The sequence below is a fragment of the Bacillus sp. FSL K6-0073 genome (assembly GCF_038006085.1).
GTDB lineage: Bacteria > Bacillota > Bacilli > Bacillales > Bacillaceae_G > Bacillus_A > Bacillus_A cereus.
The window spans coordinates 182,412-202,500 of sequence record NZ_JBBOUN010000003.1; the positions used below are offsets into that span (position 1 = coordinate 182,412).

Consider the following 20,089-nt stretch of genomic DNA (forward strand, 5'->3'; position numbering starts at 1 on the left):
AATAAACGTATCTACCTCTTAGTAATAAATATCTTATTATAAAAATTCTTGAACTGAATTTTCCATTGAAAAGATTTCAAGGATTGAATAATTTTTCTGTGAAATATTTACACCATACTCTGGTTTTGATGTTTGCCCAGGCTTAGTATATCCTCTATCAACAAAAACACCATTAGGTTCAGACCACGCTTCTGCGGGTATCAGAAAAACATCTGGAAATCTCCCATGTTCAAAAACCAATAATGCAAGATATAAATGTTTATTGGTTATATCAAATTTGGTTTTCTCCATGTAGACATAACCCATACCCCTTAGGGATTTTACCTGAATTTCTTTAAAATTACCTTTTCTATCTTTTACAATAAAGTCTATTCCGTGGTCATCAATTTCTGGAGAGTATACCTGTAGTCCATATGATGCAAACTCCATTTTTGCAAAATATTCGCCATATCTCCCTATTTGTAATTTCTCTAATGCTTCCCAATGTAAGTTCGGCATTCTCATTTCCCCTTTGCTTTATCCTTTAGTTATCATCATAACATTTCGAATAATACGAGATAAAGCATCTATAATATATAGATTTTACAAATAGGTATTTTATAAGAAATGAACTTTAGGAGGAATTATACATGATGATGGTATTAATTAAACACGAAATGGATACAGTAGCGAGAAAGGTGTCTTTAAATGATGCTTTCTTAGAAGCTTTAGAACTATCAGAAAGTCGTACATCTGAAATCGAAAAGCAAGAAGATGACTTACTTCAATATCTAAAGAAACATCCTCAATTCATTCATAAAATTGAAGATGGATATAAGATTCAAGTCTTAATAGGTTGGAATTATGAAGTGAAGACACAAGCATAAAAAAAAAGCAGTGAACTTAATCACTGCTTTTTTTCTTATTACACCAGTTTACTTAATTCTAACCCTAAAGCATTGATATTACGTTGACCATTGAAATAGTGGATATGAACGTCCTTATCCTTAACATTACTTAGTGCTTTTCTATAAATGGCATGATTTGAATGGGATGTCTCAAAACACACAATATCCATGTTGCTTAAGAATGATAAATCAATTCCTTTTTCATCAGGTAGAATCGTTCGAATACCAGGATAAACTTGCTTGATTCGTTGATGCCAGTTTTGATGGCCACCGACAATTGCAATTTTTGCATTTTCTAATTGAGCAGAATAATCTTCTTCTACCATATCTTCTTGCTCTATTTGTTCTTGCTCTTTAAATACATACTCTCTTAATGAGATTACTTCTTTACGAAGCATTTCATCTTCTTTTACTGTTTCTTCTTTTTCTTTTAATTTACGTTCTAATTCTTTAATATACGCCTCTTGTTCAGAGATTTTGTCATTCAGTTCTTTTTCTCTTGATTCGAATTCTTTTTCTTTTTTCGTTAATTCGATTACTTTTTCATTCGCAAGCTTTTCTTTTTCAATGGCTTGATATAAAGCAGAATCATCTTTATTTAGATACTCGTCTCTTAGCTCCTTATATTGTTTCGCCATCATACAAATTAATAGTGATGCACTCAAATAAAACGTAAAATCCTCATCGGTCAAACGTCCTCTGTCTTTTGAAGCGGAAAACATTTGATAGATATCAATGTATTCTTCTCTTGTAATTTCAGTTGTAGCATAAAAATTCATATCATTTAGATTTTGCAAACGCAATACACCACTTAAAGGTTTAATGTACTTATACATACCTCTCTTATACAATTCATTAAACAGTTCATTTGGTGCCATTCTTTTTATTGGTTTCTCTTTATTTAATTCTTTAAGTAGTTTATCCTCCATTTTCACTATCATATCATCTATATTTTCAACTTTTCCAAATTTACAGCCTGTCACTTCTTGAAACTTGGATAATGCAGGAATCTGATTTTTTGCTCTACCTTCTAACATTTCTTTATCAGTTACGGCTATAGAATTGATATTTACAACAACATTCCTGAAGTGTTCTTGAATCTCAATACTACGCCAATTTATTTGTTTCTTCTCATATAAGTACATTACACAAGAAATGACTAATAATAATTTAGACTCAGATAAATAGGAATCACTTCTTCCTCTGTAAAAGTCTACAAAATGATTGATATTAAAGGTTGGGTTTCTTTCTACATAATCACTAAGTCTCTTATATCCTTTCTTAATGAACTTTCGTAAAAAGGCATCCCCCTCACCCTTCTCTTCATACCAAGCATATAGAGCTAAAACTTCTCTCATCTTTTTCTCTTCTATTGCTGTATATGTTGAAAATAAAGGATTTTCATAAAAGCGACTGTTTTTGTATGCAATCATGCAATCCTGTTGATTTTCTTTATATAAAGATGCTAACTCTTCCTCTAATTCCTTATGCACTGCGATACTTGCAACAGTATATACGACAAGAATTTCATTAACATCTATTTCTTTATCACCATTCTTATTTCTTATTATTACCCGTAAATCTGTATTTGTCATAAAATAACCTCCATTAATTCCCTAAACAAGTACAATTTATTTAACTATATTATATAACAAAAAAAGACCTTTGTAAAAAATAATTTACTAAAGTCTTTTAAATCAGTTTGACACTACCTATCAGATTATGAATAAAACTATTTATCGCAATCAACGGTTCCATCTGATTTATAAAGAGGATTCATTGTCACCCCTGCTGAACCTGATGATTTTGTATAGGTATAAACATATTTACAGTATGTTTTTTTATCCTGCAAAATTGTTATTTCAGACAAATTGCTTTTCTCTTCAAATGGAACATCATTCTGTTCTAAAATCTGCATTCTTGAATCTTTCTTAAAATCTGGTTTCTTATTTAACTCAGCAAAAATGTCTTTATGTTCTGCTTTTTTTGGCGGTTGTGGAGTCATACATCCTGCCAATAGAACGATTGGAATTAATAAAACAAAGATTTTCTTCATACTATCACACCCTTATCTAACAGACTATATTTAATTTTAGATATATACATCTTATATAAGAATGTTTTAGGTGCTTGACCTTGCTCTATCACTTTTTTTGTATAAAAAAAGCTCTCATGATATCTGAGAACTTCATGAAAACTGTTTAGTTAGCCTGTAAATACCCTGCTTCTCTCATGGTTATAGGACGCAAATCCATTAGCTCTGGTGCGTCTTCTGTATTCTCTTGTTTAAAATCAGCGAAATAGATATTATCCTTTGTTTTTACGATGAATCCTGTTTGTTGAGTGGATTTATTCATCATAAAATCATCTACAGAGATTCCAAGCTCCTTTGAAACCAAGTCCTGCCGAATATCCGCATTTTTTTTGGCAGTCTTAATTTCATTTTTTGACAAATTATAGAGCCAAAACATAGTACATAGAAATCCTATAATAACCAAGACAGAAATACCAATTGAAGTCATTATTTTTTTTAACTTATTTTCTTTTTTGGGAGTTGCTTTGTTGATAATTGTTACATTTGATAAATCAGTAGGTTCTCTGGGATATTTCTTCGACAACATTAATATCTCTTCTTCTGTCGTCTCATGGTTTACCAGAAACTTACTTTTAGCCTCTTTAAAAAATGCAATCTCGGACTCATCTGTAGCCTCTTGCATTAACTCATCAAGCATTTGATAAGAAAAAGCTCTACCTTGCTCCTTTTGAACCTCCTGTACCACTTGTTGCATTTCTTCAAGCGAATATGTATTTTTCAAGAAAAACTCTTTCAATTTTTCTTGATTATTTGTATTGAAAAAATCTTTTACCGCTTCTTTTACTTTTTGGAATCGTTCGTTTGTTGGACTCATACTTATCACTCCTCTTCTAATATATTGGGATATTGCCTCATCATTTCATTCATCTCTTCTTTTGTTAACCCTTCTGATTTTAGCCAATCATTCATATACTCATTTAACTGTTCACGAGTTTTCTTATCGGTTACATCCTTCATAGGTAACGGGATAATTCTATAAGCAGTAACTTGTCTGTATTCTCTCGATACCTCCTCAAAAATAGCCAGTCTATCTACCTTGCTATATTCATTGTCTTGAAGAAATTTTTGGAAATCATCTTTGTTCTTTGTCCTGAAATACTCCTGCATTTTACGTTTCAACATCATTTTTTTCTCATTTATTGTTTTCATTTGTTTTAAATCCCCTTATCTTTTTATTTTGTTTTTACGAAATCCTTGCTTTCATTCAACACTCTATCAATCCTAACGACTTTATACTGTAAATAATCTTCGTTCTTTAAAAATACAGAGAAGGCTTCATTATCTACATTTATTCGATACATTTTTATTCCTTTTAACGTACCTTCCTCATTGTTGTCCATCTGCATTTTGTATTCCTGAACGTTTAATGCGTTTGCAATGACTTCTCGCTTCGTCTTCTCTACAAGGTTCATTCTCTCTTGAAATAATTCTTTTCCCGTTATCAATGAGTAACCCATCGTTCCTAATACAATAATCGCACCCAGACTAACTATCATAAGGCTCCATGTGGCATATAGAGAAATATAATCTGGACCTGGACGCCAATTACATTGAAAATATTCCTTTTTAATAAAATAAAGAATTGTTGTGAGTATAATAGGGATTACAAATAATCCGATTGCACATACAAATACTTCTATATCTTTGTAATATTCCATACTACATTTCATCTCCCTTATGCTCTATAACTAATAAGAATAAATAATCATCCCATCCTTGTATGAAAAATTCGAAACGGCTTTCCTCTTCTGTAAAAGACTGAATTATGATATTTGCATACGTTTCTATCTCATCTAATTCTTCTGATTCATCAATATATGCTCCATATCTGTGATTCTGTTCACTTGTATACGGTTTCCACGGTAAAACGATTAATTCATCTCTATGAATGGAAACCTTACTGAAAGTAATCCCTTCACTCATCTCCATATGTAATGTTTGAGAATGAATCTTTCTACCCTCTAACATAGGATGTATTAATATTCGATTTAACAATTCCGATGTTTGTTGCATCCTTCTTTTCACTTCCTTCATCACTTTCGTTTAATCAAATATAGTATACATTAAAATTTATATATTGACTATAGTTAACGAAAGTTGTAAGATATGTTCATACGAAACACGAAAACTTAATAGGAGTGACTGTTGATGTTACAAAATATCTTATCAACTTATGCGTCTTTCTTTGATTTACATATGTGGAAAGAAGTATTAAGTGACCCTGTAGCCTGGGGCTTAATTGGTAGTTTAGTTCTTTTGGAAGGATTACTTTCTGCGGATAATGCTTTAGTATTAGCCGTTATGGTAAGACATTTACCTGAAGAACAACGTAAAAAGGCCTTAATGTACGGATTATGGGGAGCTTATATCTTCCGATTTATTGCAATTGGATTAGGTACTTACTTAGTCAAATTTACGATTGTAAAAGTATTTGGAGCACTTTACTTACTTTGGTTATCGTTTAAATTCTTTAAAGAACGATATATCGACAAAAAAGATGCCGATAATCCTGAGGATGAAGCAGTGAATGTAAAAGATGGTTTCTTAGCTCGTTATATTGGTGTATTCTGGGCAACAGTAGCAACAGTAGAGTTAATGGATATCTCATTCTCTGTAGATAGTATCTTAGCGTCATTTGCCGTAAGTAACGAAGTATGGGTACTGTTTATGGGTGGTGTTTTAGGGATTCTAATGATGCGTGGTATCGCAGGAGTGTTTATTACTATCATTGATAAAATTCCTGAATTAGAAACAACTGCATATGTATTAATTGCATTCATTGGTTTGAAAATGCTATTAAGCATTGACCAAATTGGAATTGAAATTAATCATACTGTATTCTTCTCTATAATTATCTTAGCGTTTGTAGGAACATTCATTATTCACTACTTACGAAAAGGTAAATCAGATTCAAAAGAAGAAAAGAAAACAGCATAATAATCTAAATAGAGTTCAATTGATTATATCTTCAATTTGAACTCTATTTTTATACATTTATACAATGAATCATGTTTGTTACAATATTAACCATATTCGTCACAACTAACAATTTCATTGACTATTGTTAAATTTATTTTTTAGAGAGGTGGAAATATACAATGAAAAATGCAATTATCGTAGAAAAAATGATTCAGCAAATCCGACAACACGCTAAAGATAGAGCAAAAAGTGTTGCAAGAGGTGCAGAAACTCCACATCTCGCAGGACTTCTTCTTCAAAAATATGGTCAAGGGGTAATAGATACTATAAATGAACTTTATTCGACCCCAAGGGCTTCTGATGAAATATATAAAGTTTTAGATGAAGAAACAGCAAAAATTGACCCAGAATGGAAGCTTCATAACAAGCAGAGATGGTCTGGTCATCCCGCAGATATATGCATAAAATAAAAAGAGCCCCAATATGGTCGGTGGGCTCTTTTCTTTTGGTAGGTTTTTATAATGATAAAAGAATTCATCGAAGTGATTAATCTCTACACTCTATATTTTATCATGCGAGCATTTTAATTCAATTCAAATAACGTTCGAGGTAGTGTCTATTTGTCCTTGATTATAATGATTTACAATTAATTCCCCCATGCCACCATTCATTTCTCCTATCCAAATCATAATCTCTTGAATCTCCTTTGTGTCAGAGACCATATACTTTAATCCATATACCGCTAATCTCCCAATGTTTCTTCTATGTTCAAATCCTATAAACTTTAATTCATTTATTAGTTTTATGGATAACCCTTTTCTTTTTTCATTAAATTTTTGACCTTTAATAAAGGGAGTATACACCTTTATTATTTCATCCACTAATACATACAAACCTTGTACTTCATCAGTAGTAGAAATTTGCAACATACATTTATCCCCTCCACAGTCTTATATGTATATTATAAACAAATCCACGTCAAAATCAAACATACGTTCTTTACGAAGAAGAACCCTCTTTCATAGAGGGTTCTTCAAACATCAATCTCCTGTATAATTGTCTTTTCCATCATATTTTTTAACTTTCGAATAATGATTTTTAGAAATCTCTCCAACTCCTGCAAAAGATTCGCCTATCCAAATAATGATATTACTTAATTCCTTCGTATTATAAGCAGTATATCCGAATTCATAGATAGCTTGTGCTCCATGATTTTTCTTGTGTATAAAACCAATACTTTTCAACTCTTGAATTAATAGCAAGCATTGTTGTCTCACACCCTCATCAAACATTTGCCAATTAATAAGTGGGGCGTACTTATTTACTATCAAATTGACTTTATTGTGAAACTCCTTAACTTCTATATAACCTGCTAAATGCAACATAATATCTTCTCCCTTGTTATTTATAATAAAACACGAATGATTTAAAACTTTATTTTGCGAAAAATCCTGGTAAGAAATTTGTTAATCCATTAGAAATCGGATTGGGACCATAAAAACCAAATCGACTTTCAATAATTTCTCCTGAAGGATTAAATACTTGATATCCATATACTTGACCTTTTAGATAGTAATCATATTGTTTTACTTCTTTCATTAATTCCTGCACAATTTCCTGCTTTAGCACTTTAGATACTCTGTTTACTTGATATCTTGTACGAATCATTCCTCTACTTACATAAATATAACCGATATGTCTTGCTAATTCTGTATATTGTACAACGCTTATTTCAAGTGTACGACCTTCATGCAGATAGATAGGTAATAGAACTGCATTTTTATCGTTTATTTCATTTTTGAAATCTGCTTCGGTTTCAAAAGAATGTTCATCACCTAATGTATGTTTTTTATCAAAGCATACTATTCTCCCTAAATTCCCTATTTTTTCTCGTGGATTTACTGCTTCGGCATCACCACAAATCGCTACCTTTTCACCGTTGAACTCCATTTGCATACCTTCATATAAATAATAACCTGTCATCACGAAAACACTCCTCTTTAATCATTTCAAATGTAAAATACCTGTTTTATATATTCGTATTATCATATGGCATTCAAAAAGAGGAAATTCAATAAAAAAGAAAAGCTGAGAAAATTTATCTCAGCTTTCATGACCCTAATATTAGGGTGTTCTTATTTTATTACGCTTACTTTTCTATCTATCCTTTATAAGCTCTCATGCCATAATCCCAAAAACATGAACGTGAATTATTATACCGAATATCATTTAAGCTAAATTCTACGCTTAAAAAGGATTCTAATGCAGTATAAAATGAATCTGATAATACGAAACGATTATAATCCTCGCCTTTTTGCAGAAATTCATCTTCTCTTAATTTAATATTGATAGTACCCATAATATTCGACCTTGGATTTACACTGAATCGAATCACACTATCTCGTTCTTCCATCCATTTATTTAACCTTTCTACAACGTCATTGTCATACACGTTTAACTCATTCATCATTACTTTACTCCTAATTAAATTTGATTAAATCCCTATTTTTCTTTTTGCTCTATGTATTATAGAATCCATTCTTGTAAAGTATTAGGAGTAAAATAAAAAGAGAGTCCCACTCATGGAACTCCCTTAAGTGTACTCCGCAGAAATTACACCGCAATTACTTTCATTATATGCAGTAGCAAAAAATATATAATAACGACAAAGCATTACTGGAAATAATCTTCTTTTCGTTCTGCATCCCTAATGATGTATAACGTTTCAAAATCTATCATTTTAACTACATATAAAGCCTTACCAAAAACATATGTAAGTAATTTCTCGAAATCCATTTGATGCTCTTGAATTCTATCGTGACGGAAATATTTGCAATAAACATCAAATTCATCCTTAGTCATTAGACCTTCCTCAATATCAAAGTTTAGATAATTTATATTTCTATACACATGAACCACAGGTGTATAACCCAATATATCCTTTAAGTGCTTAATAGACCATTCTTTAGCATAATCTATATTCGTTTTAATAATCTGTAACTGTTCATCCTCTTTATTAAAAGATACCTCTTCAATCTTTTCCTTTCCCATTATTAACACCCTTTCAATAACTTATAGTTAATCCATCCCTAAAGATTTATCTCTTTCTATATACTGCCATTTATCCCTATATACTTTCTTTCTACATCTTGTAATAATAAACTCTCCATTACTATCCTTTTGTTTGCTCAGTCTACAAAAAGGATTTCCACGTTTCTCTTCAGATTCTGTCCTTGCAATAATTGAATACAGATTTTCACTTTTTACGAATAGTATCGGATTGCGAAACTTTTTGATAAAATCATTCTTCCATGACATTAAGTCTTTACTATTAGCATTCAAATTGAAAAATCCTCCTAATAATACATATACAATTCTTTTCTTCAGATAAGCACTTCATGTCTATGTCCACACTGACCACAAATGACATCAAACCCATCTGGATGCGTCATATCTGTTTTGAAATTTCCGTCGTTGTTAATTGAATCTTCAAGAGATAAATAATCATCGTAAACTTTACCATCATTATGATTTAAAATTCTTTTTAAAGGAATCGTCCTTTTATTTGAGCATTTTGTACATTTTATAGTTAATTCGATTTCCATATTTAGCACACCGCTTTCTGTATATCCAAAGTTATTTTCATAACTCAGAACGTTAGATATCAATCTGTCTATTTATTATCCAACATTACAAATCGTTTTACCATTTCTCCTGAGGGTAATTTTTGCATACCGAAAAACTCATCTACTTCCCGTGCCCAAATTTTGTCTGTCCCATAATCAACTTCTGCTTGATAAATGACATGAGGCTTTTCTCTATCAATAAAAACTACTCCCTTGTAACAATACAAACGAACTGCTCGAATCGCTTCTCCATCAGGTGTATGAGCATCTTGAGCAACCAAATTCTCTCTTAAATCAACAAAATCACCTGTAAATTCACTTACTGGTAATGCAATACAACGAAAACAATATTCTTTCTGTTTATAATGCTTGTACAAATCTCCGTATTTCATTTCTAATTCTCCCTTTATCCCTATTTAAAATTATCTTGAATCCAATTCAACTCATCACATTTCTTGCAATACTGACCATATGCATCACAACTAACGATTTCTTTTTCTTGTTGGCAACCACTACATTTTCCCATGTTAACAACACCTCTTTATTCTATTGACCTGATACAGTAATCAAGTAATAATCATCTTCTAATTCAGTATCAACAATTTCTCTCACAGGCACGAGCATATTTATTTTATTCTCCCTGGTCATAATAGAAGTTCCTGTTACTTCTGCACCGTATGTATATTTCTCCATTGCAATAGGACAAACCCAAATAGAAATCATTTTTTACATGCCTCCCTTTTTGCTAATCGTTCTTTAGCAAGTTGCCTTTTCAACTCTAAATTTTCGACTTTTAAATAATAATTTTCATCTTTCATACGAATTAACTCTTTATTCAATAAATCATTATTGAATTGAATGGTTCTTAATGTACCAAGGATATTCACAATCTATCATCCTCTCAATTTAATCTATATCTATTTATATGGCTTATCCCCAACGTAATCTTTTGCAACAGCCCATTGCTTCATCCATTCAGGAGCAAGCTCTTGAAACACCTTACTATGCTGTTCTGGAGTATGAACTATCCATGTATTATGCTTCACAATGTACTCACCCATATTTGCAGGAAAAGGATACGACCACTTCATAGAGAAAGGGCTTGTCCAATAATTTTCTCCTACTTTCCAATTGTGAATTTCATTGTCTAACAACAGCACACTGGCATGTATTTTATGCGGATACGTATCAATCCAACTCTTCATCACGTTCACCCACATTCTTATTACTATTTAGTTGTTCAACATCGACAGGATAATCTTCTTCTGAATAAAAAGTAATCTCGCCCATCCATTTCTCCATCACGCATGGCTTTTCTACTGTACCAAAATCATCTCCATCTAAATCGTAATATGTTATTTGATACTCCAAGCCTTTTTTATCTTTAAACAATGCACTTGCTACCAATTCACACTTTTCTTTAAACGAATGGACTTTTTCTTTCGGTATCCAACCGCTATGTAATTTCAATTCACCATTTACATGGTCTATCATCAAAACACCCTCTTTATATGTGTCACATATCTATTTATTTACTTATTTATTTCACGCTTTAATCTCGCATTAATAGCTAATAACTCTATGTCTGTTACATACCCTGCTTGAATAACCTGATAATAATATCCACTTTTACCATATATAGAAGATAATAAGTCCTTTTCCTTTTTACCTAAAAGGTTTGAATATAGAGGATACATTTCTTCCATTGCTCTCTTTTGTTGTTTCTTTTTCCATACGGATACTTTCTCAATAATAATCGCAGATAATAATAGGAAAAATAGACCGACAGCAACAAGACCATACACAGTCCATGAATGAGAAAAGTAACAAATATATAAAGCGGATGTCATCATTATCTTTCCATGTAACTCAGATGAGAATGAAGCAAATAGCATCATGAATAATCCTGATACAATTGCAAATTCAATGTTTGACGAATCAAAAAGGTAGATTTCAAGAGGGATAATCGGTAATGCCACCAAGGATAGGAATAACAATGGCAAAATATAAGTTTTAAATATGCCTTCCCTAAGAGTAACGTTCTCCATTTCTTTCTTCATTAACTTCACACCTTACTTACGATTTCATATTTGATTATGATAAAATTATAATATTTTTATTAACTATAGTCAATTTAAAGAAAATAAAAAGAACCTTTGATAGGTTCCTCCTGAAGAATATGTGTGGAATATTATATATAACTACATGCAATCTTTAACAGCTAACCACAAAGCATCTGTCAATTCTATTGCCTCATATTCTATGTCATCTACATTTATTATAAATTTCTTTGTTAATAGACTTGTACTAATATTTACTTCATCCAAATAATCTATCATTTTTCCAATTGTTACTTTTTTATGGTGATAATTCGCCCAATCTTTTCTTGGCACAATCTCATTAAATAGAGAATAAAATTGCTCTTCAGTAATTTCTTTCGCTTGTTTAGGTGTTATATGGTATTTCATTTTTAAATATCCTTTCTTTTCATATATGAATCCACTAATAATCCGAGGCAGTTCTTCCCTTATTGAAGTATTGAATTAATTTACCATCAACAACTTTTTTGTTTATGCATTTTACAGGATAATGACCATTTGAAGTATATAACATGATGATTTCTCCAATTTTGTATTCGTACTTTGTTTTTGCAGGTTTCCCTTTTCCATACACATTATATTTATCCATTGCACTGCTCCTTATAGGGTTTTACCTTCTTTTCACACTTATGCTTACCTTATGTTTTGCCACTTTCTATAGGCTAAAACTCCCTTGTAAAAGCCATAGTTTAGACGTGGCAACAAAATACCTCTTAATTGATTATCATGATTTTTAGCATTCCAAATCCCTTCCTCTTTCCAAGAATCGTAACCAATGTAAAGCTCCTTATATCCTTGAAGGTATGGCAATAAGAAATTCTTTAAATAATCTTCATATGTTTCTTGATACTCAGGGAAGTAATACGACAAATCAGAATTAGGATTTTTATATTGTTTTTTATAGAACTCATAAAATCGTTTACCTTCAACTTCTAAAATAAATGAGAGTTCTATACGCTCTCCCTCTGAATAGAACACCACATACATATCTTCAAACATCAAACACACACTTCCTTTCTTCCATCACTCTATGGTTTTTTCTTTCAAAGACTTAGTATATTCCATTGCATCCACTAAGTTTTCTCTTGCTAATCTTGTAGAAAATGCCTGGGTAATCAATAATCTTCTCATATAATAGAGGTCATCCAATGTCATCGTAATGGTTATTTCTTTACCCTTTACTTCTTTTATTTCATCAATACCCTTTTGAATCTTCTCCTCTAATTTCCCCATGATAAGCGTATCTGTAAAGGATACTTCCTTGCCCTGAAACTTGAATTCTCTTTTTCTATCCATATTACTCGTCCCTTTTATCATTGTTTTGTTGCCCATCAAGGACAATTAAAACTTTTAAAGAAGCTACACAAATAGCAACGCACTGACATGGGTCAATATATTCTACAATTTCGTTACCAAAACGAAATTCGCATTTAAAATTGTTTAACTCTGTACTTTTTAAAGAGAATGAACAGTTATAATGTTCCATCATTCTTTCGACAACCATCCATGTATGTTTCATATTTTCTGATGGCTTAAAAGTATTAGAATCATCTATTGAAAAGCCTCTTTGAATGTCTTCCACCCAAAAACCACCATTTAGGCTTCCATCTTCATAATAGTCATTCAATCCATCCATTGAAGTTTCAATGCTCCATCCCATTACCTTTGTACCAATTTCAGGATTCAAAGCTTGTAACAATAATCTTCTCTCTTTGATTTTCTGAATTAAATCTTTAATATCCATTTTTACAAACCCTCACTTTTGATTATCTCTACTATTCTTTCAACAGCTCTTTTGCTCTTTGCATCATCTCTTGCAGTTTATTTTCTACATCCATCTGTCCTTCTGCATTGTCGATATTATTCTTTAGGAGGAAATATGCTACTACAACAATATCAGAGGACATATATCCCATTTCACGCATTTCATGTTCAATCTTTTCTGCATCATTCTTATATCCGTGTTGTTGGTATTCATTCATAAATATATCCTCCTTAAACGATTTTTCTTTTGAACACATACTCTCCACTATCAATCATGACTAACTCCCAACCTTCTGCTCCTAACTCATTCAGCTTGTTCACATCAAGTTCAGAATGATGCGGTCGTGTTAACTTTTGGAAATCAACTTTTTTATATTCAAACTTCTCCATTCATAATCATCCTTTTTATATTTTTATTGTTTTTCAACTACTGTATCTACATTAGGAAATAAAGATAATATAGGAACTCTATAACCACGCAATTTAAATTCATATTCCTCACCTTGATGAATCTTAGCTTGTACATCTGCTGAATCAAACTTGAACATTAACAAACTATCTTCATTTACAATAACTTTTTCGGAATCATTATTCTGTTTTACAACTATATAAAACTTATCTACTTCTTCCTGACGCTTTGAATATTTTTCTATCACTTCACCTTTTACAGTTGTAATATGTGTATAGTTCACTATTTCTCCTACAATCGCTAATAACATCAAGAAAACAAATCCTATAAGCATCCACGATTTTCGCGTTGTTCCAATCATATTCGCCTCATCCTTTTAACTTAGATTTAATTTCAAAGCATTTTGAATTTCGTTTTGACTGCTCTTGAAATTTAACTATTAACTGCTTTTTGATAACTCTTCAGCAATCTTAATAGCAACTACACACTTCTCTTTTTCTAAATGCACAAATTCTTTTTCTAAGCGTTCCTTTGCCTTTTCGCTACCATCTTCTATAGCTTGTAAGTATTCTCCTGATTTTGCAGAAAGAGATGACTTCTTCTCTCTAAAAAGTTGTAGTAATTCGAAACACGTTTTGTCCTTCATTTCTTTCTGTACATCATCCATGTCCCAACCATTTAAACCTAATGTCATTTATAATTCTCCTAAAGTTATTTCTTATTTTCTTTTATATATGTATCTACCCAATTCATCGCATACTCTTTGGCTTCATCAATCGTTTCAAATTTTTCGTTATCCCATAACGAGTTATATCTCTTATCATATTTATCACTATTGAAAGAAACATAAAAGTATTGATGGATTCTTTTCCATGCATCTCCACCCTCTGCAATGGTTATCTCAAAGTTTTTATATCTCCCTTTATAAAATCCAAAGGCATCAAAACTACGATACTGCATTCTTTTTGATAATTTCATCGTTTTCCCACACTTTCTATTGACTTGATTCAATTTCTTCAACTACCCATGACATTACATAACCACATCTATCAGCTAATTTTTCAGCCATATTTTCGGCTCTCTTTCTTGATTTATATTTCCTTGTATACTCGTCAACAACATCTCTTGTTAAAGGTATGAGGATACCGCCATAAATATGGGTTTTCCCTTTCCAATAACCATATGAATTACCCGCATCCTTTGGCTTTGCTTCACTTGAAAGATAAATTACATATTTAAACATTTAATTCAGTCGTCTTTTTTATGTATTTTTTCTTGCCCATTAATGAAATTATCTTTTTGGAAACTTGATAATTCACGCTTAAATAAAAACTATCTCTCAGCCTTGCTGATACTAATCTAACGTCGTCTTCAGACTCAAATGAAAAATCATTCATTCTATTAATCATTTGATTTGCCACTTCTTGTTGTAATCTTTGAAACTCATTCGAACCCATTACACTATTAATAAAATCATTTATCTGTTTTGTCTCCATAACCATAACCTCCGAGATTTTAATTGTTAGTTCAGATATATTATTAATATGAGTTATTAATCTTTATGGTAAATTATAATATTTATATCAACTATAGTCAATTTAATACAAATAAAAAAAAGAAACCTTTATAGGTTCCTTTTTGTTTTAATTTAATTCTTCACATGCTAAAATCTGCGTTTTATTCATAAGTTTCAATCTTTAGTATTAATGTTTTCTTTTCAAAATTAATTTCATATGAACTATAGCAAACTTGTTTAGCTAAATGATTATCAATAACAAAATCTTCATCAATTTCATCATCATATGCTTGAATTAACTTAATGTAGTCACGCTCAACAGCTTCTTCACTTCTAAAAGTAGTGATGCTCGTATCTAAATCGCCTAATGAAATATTTCCACAAACAGCAACTAAATCTTCATAACTAACTTTTAGTTGTTCATCGTTAATAATTACAGTTCCTTCACAAATTCCTTCAATTTCATTTCCACCAATTAAATGTCCTACTATCATTTTCATTTCCTCTTTTCTGTATAATAACTTTTTATTAAAGTGCTTGAGACTACCTGTTTTATATTTGTTCAGTTATTATATGCATTTAGTATTCTTTTAATAAAAATAATAGGTTATCGTTATGAATTATTTTTTACATGCTTAAATCCAATTTCTTAAGACATTTTTTACATGCCAGTTCTTCATTTATCCTTAACTCAAATAATTCAATCGTGGTTTCAAAGAAGCTTGTGGATTGACTATACTTTCCACATAGAGAGTTATCGTTTACAAAAGCATGATATTTTGCTTTCGGATGCACCCAATCATGGTTTGTTGTATTGCTCTGTTTTACTGGCAATTGCCAAACTACATTAGCCATTCCACTTACTATCCTCATTTCTATTAAGATTCAAAACATATATATTTAAGAATGTATCTGCTAAGATACTTTTTTAACCCACCTCGTTCCGCAAGTAAAATGAGCACCATTATCTAACTTTATCGTCACAGCTAATCCCTCGTACAGAAACGCAATAATTTCACCTTCATGTTTTACATCATCTTCATTATAAATGACTCTATCTCCTACAATCATTTCTTTACCTCTCTTTTATTTCAAATTAAACAAGATTTCAGTTTTTTTAATTCACGATGTTGATTTATCAAGTAATCTATTCTTTGCCTTGCTTCCTCTTCTGATATGTCTTTATTTATCACTTCGAACCAAAACCTTCCATATCCAGGAAAAATCCCTTTATAAAAAGTTATTTTTCTTCGTAATTCCACTTCAAAATATAAAAAAACACCACACCTTCATGAGTTCTCGTTTTCTTCAATCCACTTACTTAGTTCCACTTCTAACTCAATTAAATTCTTCGCTTTAATAGTATCAATATATTTCCAATTCATTTCATCTTTTGTTAATGCCTCTACAATACATTTATACATAACTTCTTTCGTTTTCTGGTGGATTTCAGTCTCTAACACCAATCTATAACCTTTTTCATGGATTTTTTTGATTAAATTCACAACACATACTCCTTATAAAAAAGATTCAAAATCTATTCCATTTCTTTACTCTTCTAATCATTATGAATTCTAATAAAGTAACACTAAAAAATGAATCTCTTTAGTTATTCTCTAATGATTTTTTTACTATTCGATTCACATCTTTAATGATAGGATTCTCTACTCCATTTGTTATTCCTTTTATCTGTTTTAACACTTCTTCGTATTTTTCTTTGCAAACTTCATATTCTTTACATGTATTTGATGATTGTTCCAAGTTCCATAAAGTATTTAAACGATAATTATTTATGTCATACGCTAAACTTATTAATTCATTTAAATCTGATAGATTCACTTCTGCTACAGCCTTACCATTTTTGAAATAAGATTTTCCGTTTGAAAGTTTTTCTTTAATCAAATCTATCTTTTCTTCCATTTACGCTACCTCTCTATCTCATATTATTTATTATAAATACGCTTTTTATAAATTAAAAGATAGCCCTTTGAACGGCCATCCATAATGCATCACACAGCTCTTCCCCTTCAAAGTGGAATGTATCCATCTCCACATCATGATTTATACTTACGAACCATTTTGTTCCATATTCTGTATGTAAATTTTCAATCATTACTTTTCCATACTCGTTTAATATCGCTATCATATTCGATGTATTACATTGTTTTGCTGTTTTAATCAGCGTATCATGTTTCCAACCTTTATTTTTAAATACATCCAATGCACTTTGTACTTTACTTACATTATCCCAATCCATCCAAATAGTATCTATAAATTTCGAATCACTCAAAGTCAAAATTTGTTCTGCAATTAGTAATACTAATTGTTCTACATCAACATGACTCTTCATTTTCTTTCCTCTTCTCTATAATAAATATAATAACCACATTTTTTGGTAAGACTACTTCTTCAAAAATTTACTCAACATAATATGACCGAAAAACTTATCTATCAATTTATTATTTTCGTCATACACGTTAATATGAGCGTCTTGCTCTTCAATACTCCATCCTCTTTTACTACAGATGTCAAAATTATTATCCCTTACGCCAACTAAGACATTTCGTTGAAAATTAGCTAATGGCATAAACCTCTCCCGCTTTCTTTAAGTTATCTTCATAACTTACATATTGAAAAAACTTCACCTTAACAATATTCAATCATTATTTAATTGTTTCTCCCAAATCAAAATCAGGATTACATTCGTACCTTTTTAATTCATAATAAATTACTTCTTCTTTCTCCTCATTTTGGTCTTGAGAATCATATATTGATGAAATTATATAACCAACACCATTTATACTAAGGGTGTTATCATTATTGCATTCTATAGGTACAGAATGTAATCGACCTATTTTTTCTCCATTGTTGTTATACAGTTCATATCTATATCCATCTTTCCCACCATTACCATGATACGATTGTCTAATTTTTAAGTCATGTTCCATACTACGCATCTCCTTTCCAACTACGTTGTTTCGTTTTTTCTGTACACTATCCATATATGTAACAGCATTCAACAAACAACGATATGCAGAAGGAAGACCTGCTCTGTCATCTAACAAAATGTTGTAATATAGTTTTTTTCCATCTGAAAATGGTATAAAACCTGGAGTCTCATTGATTGAATCAAATGGAATGTTATTTTCTTCTAAGTATTCCTTAACAAAGGATAGCTCACTATCACGTCTTGCTGTATAAACCATAAGGTACGCATTAAGTTTTTTAGCTTCTCTTAGTAATTGAATAACACATTCATATGAGTGTCCTTCTTTGTGATAATCGTATACTGTATTGTCAAAGTCATATGCCACTACAAGTGAACCATACTTCTTCCATTCCCTAATTAAACGTTCTGTTACGTTTTCTTCATATAAATACAAATCCATTTCGATATCTCCCTATCTGTTATACATTATGTATCTAAAATCATATAAAAACATGTAGTTATACATACTCATCTATATCTGCACCACAATATTGGACTTGCATTACATTATTAGATAATCCGTTTAATAAAATAAGAAGATTTCCTCTTCTTGATTTTGTGACCATCTTACATACTCCTATCTATTTGATATTTGTCCACTCACTTACAGCTCAATGGGCTCATTCAATTTTACTGGCTCCGTATGATAAATTTCTCTCAAACATTTACCAGATGAGGTTGCCTTTCTATCTATCACAAACTTAATTTCAGAATGACAGTATTGGCATCCCATATGTCCTTTAGTCTTCTTCAATAAATATGTTTCATCATGAACATATTCACAATAAGGGCATTCCAAACCTTCTTCACTAATTACATGATTTTCTGGATTTCTGTTCAATTTCATTTCTCTAACTCCCAGAATGCAAGAATAAGCAACACAAGGATGATAGATTTTCCCATTAATGAGTAAAATTTGTTTAAATGATTCTCCTGATTGTGCCCTTACTTCTTTAATAAACTTAGAACCTTTTAAATCACCAAAAGGTTGTGTCAAATCTAACTCTACGATTTCACAAAACATGACTCATTCCACCTTTTACTAACTATTAAAATATCCCTAATTTCATTACCATTTGATAATCATATATGTCCCATCACGCATGTCATCACTATGAGAAATTTCGAACCCTGAATTTTTTAATTTTGAAATAAGTGCATTATATAAATGTGGTTCCGTTAACCAATTATCTCTATTCAAACCAGAATTAGCCTGAATCTTTAATTCGTAATTCCCTGCATTTGCTTTTTCTATCATCTCTATTTCGATTTCCTTAATCATAGAAGATGCAAAAATATCTCCTTCCATTTTCTTTTTATCATCTGCTAACGCTCTTAATTCTTGTGGTGTTGTCATATCATATCCTCCTCTGCATATTTTCTTCCCTACTTAAATCCCAAACATATCTGGTATCATATAATTACGAACAATAAAATACAGGAGAATAAAGGTCCCAATACCTGTTATTATTTGAAACACTACATTTTCTGTTATTTTTTCATTTTTCTCCCTCATCTTTTTCCTTCTCTATAAAAAATACTTGAGTTAGTAACAAAAAAACTTGAATGCCAATTATCATGTACAGACCTGTACTCATAGCAACCCCCTTTCTAATTAATCCTCATTCGCAATATCCATAAGATAATCAGCAAGTTCCTCTGTACACTTATTGCAAATATACATGGACGACTTTCCGAATTTAATTTTTCTAAAAGCATCTTTCCCGCAATTACATTTCCCTTTAATACAGCTATCTTCCATAGCTCAATTCCCTTCCCATCGAA

Annotated in this window: 46 protein-coding genes; 3 read left to right on the plus strand and 43 right to left on the minus strand. The window is 31.0% G+C overall.

The annotated features are described in order from the left end of the window. Window positions 1-36: 36 nt before the first annotated feature. On the minus strand, window positions 37-498 hold the full coding sequence (locus MHB52_RS31895) for a DUF4365 domain-containing protein (protein WP_253703096.1): 462 nt from the start codon (window positions 496-498) through the stop codon (window positions 37-39). A gap of 131 nt (window positions 499-629) precedes the next feature. Between MHB52_RS31895 and MHB52_RS31900 the strand changes: the two genes are divergently transcribed. Then, window positions 630-866, plus strand: a complete 237-nt coding sequence (locus MHB52_RS31900) for a hypothetical protein (protein WP_061662446.1) — start codon at window positions 630-632, stop codon at window positions 864-866. A 38-nt stretch (window positions 867-904) separates the two neighbouring features. On the opposite strand, the gene MHB52_RS31905 is transcribed toward MHB52_RS31900, so the two are convergent. From MHB52_RS31905 to MHB52_RS31930, 6 genes are all read right to left on the minus strand, one after another. Then, window positions 905-2,482: a hypothetical protein gene (locus tag MHB52_RS31905; RefSeq protein ID WP_061662445.1), complete on the minus strand. Its 1,578-nt coding sequence runs from the start codon at window positions 2,480-2,482 to the stop codon at window positions 905-907. A 137-nt stretch (window positions 2,483-2,619) separates the two neighbouring features. Further along, entirely contained in the window at window positions 2,620-2,943 is a 324-nt protein-coding gene (locus MHB52_RS31910; RefSeq protein WP_061662444.1) for a hypothetical protein, read from the minus strand. Window positions 2,944-3,088: 145 nt separating this feature from the next. Further along, entirely contained in the window at window positions 3,089-3,796 is a 708-nt protein-coding gene (locus tag MHB52_RS31915; protein WP_061662443.1) for a DUF3290 family protein, read from the minus strand. Between the two features lie 5 nt (window positions 3,797-3,801). After that, window positions 3,802-4,131, minus strand: a complete 330-nt coding sequence (locus MHB52_RS31920; protein ID WP_061662442.1) for a hypothetical protein — start codon at window positions 4,129-4,131, stop codon at window positions 3,802-3,804. 23 nt (window positions 4,132-4,154) lie between these two features. Next, window positions 4,155-4,640, minus strand: coding sequence for a hypothetical protein (locus MHB52_RS31925; protein WP_061662441.1), 486 nt, complete (start codon window positions 4,638-4,640; stop codon window positions 4,155-4,157). 1 nt (window position 4,641) lies between these two features. Further along, the gene (locus MHB52_RS31930) at window positions 4,642-4,995 is read right to left on the minus strand and encodes a hypothetical protein (RefSeq protein WP_061662440.1); all 354 of its coding nucleotides are present in this window, start codon (window positions 4,993-4,995) and stop codon (window positions 4,642-4,644) included. A gap of 129 nt (window positions 4,996-5,124) precedes the next feature. Here MHB52_RS31930 and MHB52_RS31935 point away from each other — a divergent pair, with 129 nt between their 5' ends. Both MHB52_RS31935 and MHB52_RS31940 read left to right on the plus strand, forming a co-directional pair. Beyond that, window positions 5,125-5,919 (plus strand): TerC family protein, encoded by a 795-nt coding sequence (locus MHB52_RS31935; RefSeq protein WP_061662439.1) that lies wholly within the window; start codon window positions 5,125-5,127, stop codon window positions 5,917-5,919. 161 nt (window positions 5,920-6,080) lie between these two features. Beyond that, on the plus strand, window positions 6,081-6,371 hold the full coding sequence (locus tag MHB52_RS31940) for a hypothetical protein (RefSeq protein WP_061662438.1): 291 nt from the start codon (window positions 6,081-6,083) through the stop codon (window positions 6,369-6,371). Between the two features lie 123 nt (window positions 6,372-6,494). Here the strand turns inward: MHB52_RS31940 and MHB52_RS31945 are convergent, their stop codons facing one another. From MHB52_RS31945 to MHB52_RS32120, 36 genes are all read right to left on the minus strand, one after another. Then, window positions 6,495-6,830 (minus strand): hypothetical protein, encoded by a 336-nt coding sequence (locus MHB52_RS31945; protein ID WP_061662437.1) that lies wholly within the window; start codon window positions 6,828-6,830, stop codon window positions 6,495-6,497. A gap of 111 nt (window positions 6,831-6,941) precedes the next feature. Then, complete coding sequence (locus MHB52_RS31950) at window positions 6,942-7,286, minus strand: hypothetical protein (RefSeq protein WP_061662436.1); 345 nt, start codon at window positions 7,284-7,286, stop codon at window positions 6,942-6,944. Window positions 7,287-7,335: 49 nt separating this feature from the next. Further along, a complete protein-coding gene (locus tag MHB52_RS31955) occupies window positions 7,336-7,884 on the minus strand; it encodes a hypothetical protein (protein ID WP_061662435.1) in 549 nt (182 codons plus the stop codon). Between the two features lie 178 nt (window positions 7,885-8,062). Then, on the minus strand, window positions 8,063-8,371 hold the full coding sequence (locus tag MHB52_RS31960; RefSeq protein ID WP_253703094.1) for a hypothetical protein: 309 nt from the start codon (window positions 8,369-8,371) through the stop codon (window positions 8,063-8,065). 203 nt (window positions 8,372-8,574) lie between these two features. Continuing rightward, window positions 8,575-8,952: a hypothetical protein gene (locus MHB52_RS31965; RefSeq protein ID WP_061662434.1), complete on the minus strand. Its 378-nt coding sequence runs from the start codon at window positions 8,950-8,952 to the stop codon at window positions 8,575-8,577. A gap of 27 nt (window positions 8,953-8,979) precedes the next feature. Beyond that, entirely contained in the window at window positions 8,980-9,243 is a 264-nt protein-coding gene (locus MHB52_RS31970) for a hypothetical protein (RefSeq protein ID WP_061662433.1), read from the minus strand. Window positions 9,244-9,284: 41 nt separating this feature from the next. Continuing rightward, window positions 9,285-9,506, minus strand: coding sequence for a hypothetical protein (locus MHB52_RS31975; RefSeq protein WP_061662432.1), 222 nt, complete (start codon window positions 9,504-9,506; stop codon window positions 9,285-9,287). Window positions 9,507-9,574: 68 nt separating this feature from the next. Next, window positions 9,575-9,919: a hypothetical protein gene (locus MHB52_RS31980; protein ID WP_061662431.1), complete on the minus strand. Its 345-nt coding sequence runs from the start codon at window positions 9,917-9,919 to the stop codon at window positions 9,575-9,577. A gap of 154 nt (window positions 9,920-10,073) precedes the next feature. Continuing rightward, window positions 10,074-10,250, minus strand: coding sequence for a hypothetical protein (locus MHB52_RS31985; protein ID WP_172796980.1), 177 nt, complete (start codon window positions 10,248-10,250; stop codon window positions 10,074-10,076). Beyond that, complete coding sequence (locus tag MHB52_RS31990) at window positions 10,247-10,414, minus strand: hypothetical protein (protein WP_172796979.1); 168 nt, start codon at window positions 10,412-10,414, stop codon at window positions 10,247-10,249. The genes MHB52_RS31985 and MHB52_RS31990 overlap by 4 nt, the downstream gene beginning before the upstream one ends. A gap of 30 nt (window positions 10,415-10,444) precedes the next feature. Further along, the gene (locus MHB52_RS31995; protein ID WP_061662430.1) at window positions 10,445-10,732 is read right to left on the minus strand and encodes a hypothetical protein; all 288 of its coding nucleotides are present in this window, start codon (window positions 10,730-10,732) and stop codon (window positions 10,445-10,447) included. After that, complete coding sequence (locus tag MHB52_RS32000; RefSeq protein ID WP_061662429.1) at window positions 10,716-11,021, minus strand: hypothetical protein; 306 nt, start codon at window positions 11,019-11,021, stop codon at window positions 10,716-10,718. The genes MHB52_RS31995 and MHB52_RS32000 overlap by 17 nt, the downstream gene beginning before the upstream one ends. Window positions 11,022-11,059: 38 nt before the next feature. Next, entirely contained in the window at window positions 11,060-11,587 is a 528-nt protein-coding gene (locus MHB52_RS32005) for a hypothetical protein (RefSeq protein WP_061662428.1), read from the minus strand. A gap of 141 nt (window positions 11,588-11,728) precedes the next feature. Next, window positions 11,729-11,995, minus strand: coding sequence for a hypothetical protein (locus MHB52_RS32010; protein WP_061662427.1), 267 nt, complete (start codon window positions 11,993-11,995; stop codon window positions 11,729-11,731). Between the two features lie 34 nt (window positions 11,996-12,029). Beyond that, window positions 12,030-12,215 carry a hypothetical protein gene (locus MHB52_RS32015; RefSeq protein WP_061662426.1) on the minus strand — a complete coding sequence of 62 codons (186 nt, stop codon included), beginning with the start codon at window positions 12,213-12,215 and terminating at the stop codon, window positions 12,030-12,032. 44 nt (window positions 12,216-12,259) lie between these two features. After that, window positions 12,260-12,625, minus strand: a complete 366-nt coding sequence (locus MHB52_RS32020) for a hypothetical protein (protein ID WP_061662425.1) — start codon at window positions 12,623-12,625, stop codon at window positions 12,260-12,262. Window positions 12,626-12,649: 24 nt separating this feature from the next. Then, on the minus strand, window positions 12,650-12,922 hold the full coding sequence (locus tag MHB52_RS32025; RefSeq protein WP_061662424.1) for a hypothetical protein: 273 nt from the start codon (window positions 12,920-12,922) through the stop codon (window positions 12,650-12,652). Between the two features lies 1 nt (window position 12,923). Next, complete coding sequence (locus MHB52_RS32030) at window positions 12,924-13,370, minus strand: BC1872 family protein (RefSeq protein WP_061662423.1); 447 nt, start codon at window positions 13,368-13,370, stop codon at window positions 12,924-12,926. Between the two features lie 31 nt (window positions 13,371-13,401). Further along, window positions 13,402-13,608: a hypothetical protein gene (locus MHB52_RS32035; RefSeq protein ID WP_061662422.1), complete on the minus strand. Its 207-nt coding sequence runs from the start codon at window positions 13,606-13,608 to the stop codon at window positions 13,402-13,404. 13 nt (window positions 13,609-13,621) lie between these two features. Next, entirely contained in the window at window positions 13,622-13,780 is a 159-nt protein-coding gene (locus MHB52_RS32040) for a DUF4177 domain-containing protein (protein WP_142326236.1), read from the minus strand. Window positions 13,781-13,803: 23 nt separating this feature from the next. Then, window positions 13,804-14,160: a DUF1523 family protein gene (locus tag MHB52_RS32045; protein WP_061662421.1), complete on the minus strand. Its 357-nt coding sequence runs from the start codon at window positions 14,158-14,160 to the stop codon at window positions 13,804-13,806. Between the two features lie 78 nt (window positions 14,161-14,238). Next, window positions 14,239-14,493 (minus strand): hypothetical protein, encoded by a 255-nt coding sequence (locus MHB52_RS32050; protein WP_061662420.1) that lies wholly within the window; start codon window positions 14,491-14,493, stop codon window positions 14,239-14,241. A 17-nt stretch (window positions 14,494-14,510) separates the two neighbouring features. Continuing rightward, window positions 14,511-14,777: a hypothetical protein gene (locus tag MHB52_RS32055; RefSeq protein ID WP_061662419.1), complete on the minus strand. Its 267-nt coding sequence runs from the start codon at window positions 14,775-14,777 to the stop codon at window positions 14,511-14,513. A gap of 16 nt (window positions 14,778-14,793) precedes the next feature. Then, window positions 14,794-15,042: a hypothetical protein gene (locus MHB52_RS32060; protein WP_061662418.1), complete on the minus strand. Its 249-nt coding sequence runs from the start codon at window positions 15,040-15,042 to the stop codon at window positions 14,794-14,796. Further along, window positions 15,035-15,295 (minus strand): hypothetical protein, encoded by a 261-nt coding sequence (locus tag MHB52_RS32065; protein ID WP_061662417.1) that lies wholly within the window; start codon window positions 15,293-15,295, stop codon window positions 15,035-15,037. Before MHB52_RS32065 ends, MHB52_RS32060 begins: the two co-directional genes overlap by 8 nt. Before the next feature lie 181 nt (window positions 15,296-15,476). After that, a complete protein-coding gene (locus MHB52_RS32070) occupies window positions 15,477-15,809 on the minus strand; it encodes a hypothetical protein (RefSeq protein ID WP_061662416.1) in 333 nt (110 codons plus the stop codon). A gap of 133 nt (window positions 15,810-15,942) precedes the next feature. Next, window positions 15,943-16,170 carry a hypothetical protein gene (locus tag MHB52_RS32075; protein ID WP_061662415.1) on the minus strand — a complete coding sequence of 76 codons (228 nt, stop codon included), beginning with the start codon at window positions 16,168-16,170 and terminating at the stop codon, window positions 15,943-15,945. Between the two features lie 60 nt (window positions 16,171-16,230). Then, on the minus strand, window positions 16,231-16,386 hold the full coding sequence (locus tag MHB52_RS32080; RefSeq protein WP_154698616.1) for a hypothetical protein: 156 nt from the start codon (window positions 16,384-16,386) through the stop codon (window positions 16,231-16,233). A gap of 218 nt (window positions 16,387-16,604) precedes the next feature. Continuing rightward, complete coding sequence (locus MHB52_RS32085) at window positions 16,605-16,820, minus strand: hypothetical protein (RefSeq protein ID WP_061662414.1); 216 nt, start codon at window positions 16,818-16,820, stop codon at window positions 16,605-16,607. A 100-nt stretch (window positions 16,821-16,920) separates the two neighbouring features. Next, a complete protein-coding gene (locus tag MHB52_RS32090; protein ID WP_061662413.1) occupies window positions 16,921-17,235 on the minus strand; it encodes a hypothetical protein in 315 nt (104 codons plus the stop codon). 52 nt (window positions 17,236-17,287) lie between these two features. Further along, window positions 17,288-17,665, minus strand: coding sequence for a hypothetical protein (locus MHB52_RS32095; RefSeq protein WP_061662412.1), 378 nt, complete (start codon window positions 17,663-17,665; stop codon window positions 17,288-17,290). A gap of 51 nt (window positions 17,666-17,716) precedes the next feature. Then, window positions 17,717-17,902 carry a hypothetical protein gene (locus tag MHB52_RS32100; RefSeq protein WP_061662411.1) on the minus strand — a complete coding sequence of 62 codons (186 nt, stop codon included), beginning with the start codon at window positions 17,900-17,902 and terminating at the stop codon, window positions 17,717-17,719. A 76-nt stretch (window positions 17,903-17,978) separates the two neighbouring features. Continuing rightward, window positions 17,979-18,704 (minus strand): hypothetical protein, encoded by a 726-nt coding sequence (locus MHB52_RS32105; protein WP_061662410.1) that lies wholly within the window; start codon window positions 18,702-18,704, stop codon window positions 17,979-17,981. A gap of 204 nt (window positions 18,705-18,908) precedes the next feature. Continuing rightward, window positions 18,909-19,328, minus strand: coding sequence for a hypothetical protein (locus tag MHB52_RS32110; protein ID WP_061662409.1), 420 nt, complete (start codon window positions 19,326-19,328; stop codon window positions 18,909-18,911). Window positions 19,329-19,373: 45 nt separating this feature from the next. Then, on the minus strand, window positions 19,374-19,661 hold the full coding sequence (locus MHB52_RS32115; RefSeq protein ID WP_061662408.1) for a hypothetical protein: 288 nt from the start codon (window positions 19,659-19,661) through the stop codon (window positions 19,374-19,376). Window positions 19,662-19,919: 258 nt separating this feature from the next. Next, complete coding sequence (locus tag MHB52_RS32120; RefSeq protein ID WP_154698615.1) at window positions 19,920-20,066, minus strand: hypothetical protein; 147 nt, start codon at window positions 20,064-20,066, stop codon at window positions 19,920-19,922. Between the last annotated feature and the right edge of the window lie 23 nt (window positions 20,067-20,089).

What these genes read in the sequence shown, in the direction of transcription:
- MHB52_RS32075 (WP_061662415.1), bottom strand. Translation starts at nt 16,170, where the DNA reads ATGGCTAATGTAGTTTGGCAATTGCCAGTAAAACAGAGCAATACAACA.
- MHB52_RS31945 (WP_061662437.1), bottom strand. Translation starts at nt 6,830, where the DNA reads ATGTTGCAAATTTCTACTACTGATGAAGTACAAGGTTTGTATGTATTA.
- MHB52_RS32035 (WP_061662422.1), bottom strand. Translation starts at nt 13,608, where the DNA reads ATGAATGAATACCAACAACACGGATATAAGAATGATGCAGAAAAGATT.
- MHB52_RS32105 (WP_061662410.1), bottom strand. Translation starts at nt 18,704, where the DNA reads ATGGATTTGTATTTATATGAAGAAAACGTAACAGAACGTTTAATTAGG.
- MHB52_RS31920 (WP_061662442.1), bottom strand. Translation starts at nt 4,131, where the DNA reads ATGAAAACAATAAATGAGAAAAAAATGATGTTGAAACGTAAAATGCAG.
- MHB52_RS32000 (WP_061662429.1), bottom strand. Translation starts at nt 11,021, where the DNA reads ATGATAGACCATGTAAATGGTGAATTGAAATTACATAGCGGTTGGATA.
- MHB52_RS31965 (WP_061662434.1), bottom strand. Translation starts at nt 8,952, where the DNA reads ATGGGAAAGGAAAAGATTGAAGAGGTATCTTTTAATAAAGAGGATGAA.
- MHB52_RS31950 (WP_061662436.1), bottom strand. Translation starts at nt 7,286, where the DNA reads ATGTTGCATTTAGCAGGTTATATAGAAGTTAAGGAGTTTCACAATAAA.
- MHB52_RS32040 (WP_142326236.1), bottom strand. Translation starts at nt 13,780, where the DNA reads ATGGAGAAGTTTGAATATAAAAAAGTTGATTTCCAAAAGTTAACACGA.
- MHB52_RS32120 (WP_154698615.1), bottom strand. Translation starts at nt 20,066, where the DNA reads ATGGAAGATAGCTGTATTAAAGGGAAATGTAATTGCGGGAAAGATGCT.
- MHB52_RS32020 (WP_061662425.1), bottom strand. Translation starts at nt 12,625, where the DNA reads ATGTTTGAAGATATGTATGTGGTGTTCTATTCAGAGGGAGAGCGTATA.
- MHB52_RS32090 (WP_061662413.1), bottom strand. Translation starts at nt 17,235, where the DNA reads ATGGAAGAAAAGATAGATTTGATTAAAGAAAAACTTTCAAACGGAAAA.
- MHB52_RS32100 (WP_061662411.1), bottom strand. Translation starts at nt 17,902, where the DNA reads ATGCCATTAGCTAATTTTCAACGAAATGTCTTAGTTGGCGTAAGGGAT.
- MHB52_RS31915 (WP_061662443.1), bottom strand. Translation starts at nt 3,796, where the DNA reads ATGAGTCCAACAAACGAACGATTCCAAAAAGTAAAAGAAGCGGTAAAA.
- MHB52_RS32055 (WP_061662419.1), bottom strand. Translation starts at nt 14,777, where the DNA reads ATGAAATTATCAAAAAGAATGCAGTATCGTAGTTTTGATGCCTTTGGA.
- MHB52_RS31900 (WP_061662446.1), top strand. Translation starts at nt 630, where the DNA reads ATGATGATGGTATTAATTAAACACGAAATGGATACAGTAGCGAGAAAG.
- MHB52_RS31980 (WP_061662431.1), bottom strand. Translation starts at nt 9,919, where the DNA reads ATGAAATACGGAGATTTGTACAAGCATTATAAACAGAAAGAATATTGT.
- MHB52_RS31905 (WP_061662445.1), bottom strand. Translation starts at nt 2,482, where the DNA reads ATGACAAATACAGATTTACGGGTAATAATAAGAAATAAGAATGGTGAT.
- MHB52_RS32080 (WP_154698616.1), bottom strand. Translation starts at nt 16,386, where the DNA reads ATGATTGTAGGAGATAGAGTCATTTATAATGAAGATGATGTAAAACAT.
- MHB52_RS31955 (WP_061662435.1), bottom strand. Translation starts at nt 7,884, where the DNA reads ATGACAGGTTATTATTTATATGAAGGTATGCAAATGGAGTTCAACGGT.
- MHB52_RS32115 (WP_061662408.1), bottom strand. Translation starts at nt 19,661, where the DNA reads ATGACAACACCACAAGAATTAAGAGCGTTAGCAGATGATAAAAAGAAA.
- MHB52_RS31995 (WP_061662430.1), bottom strand. Translation starts at nt 10,732, where the DNA reads ATGAAGAGTTGGATTGATACGTATCCGCATAAAATACATGCCAGTGTG.
- MHB52_RS32095 (WP_061662412.1), bottom strand. Translation starts at nt 17,665, where the DNA reads ATGAAGAGTCATGTTGATGTAGAACAATTAGTATTACTAATTGCAGAA.
- MHB52_RS31895 (WP_253703096.1), bottom strand. Translation starts at nt 498, where the DNA reads ATGCCGAACTTACATTGGGAAGCATTAGAGAAATTACAAATAGGGAGA.
- MHB52_RS32065 (WP_061662417.1), bottom strand. Translation starts at nt 15,295, where the DNA reads ATGGAGACAAAACAGATAAATGATTTTATTAATAGTGTAATGGGTTCG.
- MHB52_RS32010 (WP_061662427.1), bottom strand. Translation starts at nt 11,995, where the DNA reads ATGAAATACCATATAACACCTAAACAAGCGAAAGAAATTACTGAAGAG.
- MHB52_RS31985 (WP_172796980.1), bottom strand. Translation starts at nt 10,250, where the DNA reads ATGATTTCTATTTGGGTTTGTCCTATTGCAATGGAGAAATATACATAC.
- MHB52_RS32030 (WP_061662423.1), bottom strand. Translation starts at nt 13,370, where the DNA reads ATGGATATTAAAGATTTAATTCAGAAAATCAAAGAGAGAAGATTATTG.
- MHB52_RS32025 (WP_061662424.1), bottom strand. Translation starts at nt 12,922, where the DNA reads ATGGATAGAAAAAGAGAATTCAAGTTTCAGGGCAAGGAAGTATCCTTT.
- MHB52_RS31930 (WP_061662440.1), bottom strand. Translation starts at nt 4,995, where the DNA reads ATGCAACAAACATCGGAATTGTTAAATCGAATATTAATACATCCTATG.
- MHB52_RS32005 (WP_061662428.1), bottom strand. Translation starts at nt 11,587, where the DNA reads ATGAAGAAAGAAATGGAGAACGTTACTCTTAGGGAAGGCATATTTAAA.
- MHB52_RS31925 (WP_061662441.1), bottom strand. Translation starts at nt 4,640, where the DNA reads ATGGAATATTACAAAGATATAGAAGTATTTGTATGTGCAATCGGATTA.
- MHB52_RS32070 (WP_061662416.1), bottom strand. Translation starts at nt 15,809, where the DNA reads ATGATAGTAGGACATTTAATTGGTGGAAATGAAATTGAAGGAATTTGT.
- MHB52_RS32045 (WP_061662421.1), bottom strand. Translation starts at nt 14,160, where the DNA reads ATGATTGGAACAACGCGAAAATCGTGGATGCTTATAGGATTTGTTTTC.
- MHB52_RS31960 (WP_253703094.1), bottom strand. Translation starts at nt 8,371, where the DNA reads ATGATGAATGAGTTAAACGTGTATGACAATGACGTTGTAGAAAGGTTA.
- MHB52_RS32015 (WP_061662426.1), bottom strand. Translation starts at nt 12,215, where the DNA reads ATGGATAAATATAATGTGTATGGAAAAGGGAAACCTGCAAAAACAAAG.
- MHB52_RS32060 (WP_061662418.1), bottom strand. Translation starts at nt 15,042, where the DNA reads ATGTTTAAATATGTAATTTATCTTTCAAGTGAAGCAAAGCCAAAGGAT.
- MHB52_RS31975 (WP_061662432.1), bottom strand. Translation starts at nt 9,506, where the DNA reads ATGGAAATCGAATTAACTATAAAATGTACAAAATGCTCAAATAAAAGG.
- MHB52_RS32110 (WP_061662409.1), bottom strand. Translation starts at nt 19,328, where the DNA reads ATGTTTTGTGAAATCGTAGAGTTAGATTTGACACAACCTTTTGGTGAT.
- MHB52_RS32050 (WP_061662420.1), bottom strand. Translation starts at nt 14,493, where the DNA reads ATGACATTAGGTTTAAATGGTTGGGACATGGATGATGTACAGAAAGAA.
- MHB52_RS31910 (WP_061662444.1), bottom strand. Translation starts at nt 2,943, where the DNA reads ATGAAGAAAATCTTTGTTTTATTAATTCCAATCGTTCTATTGGCAGGA.
- MHB52_RS31940 (WP_061662438.1), top strand. Translation starts at nt 6,081, where the DNA reads ATGAAAAATGCAATTATCGTAGAAAAAATGATTCAGCAAATCCGACAA.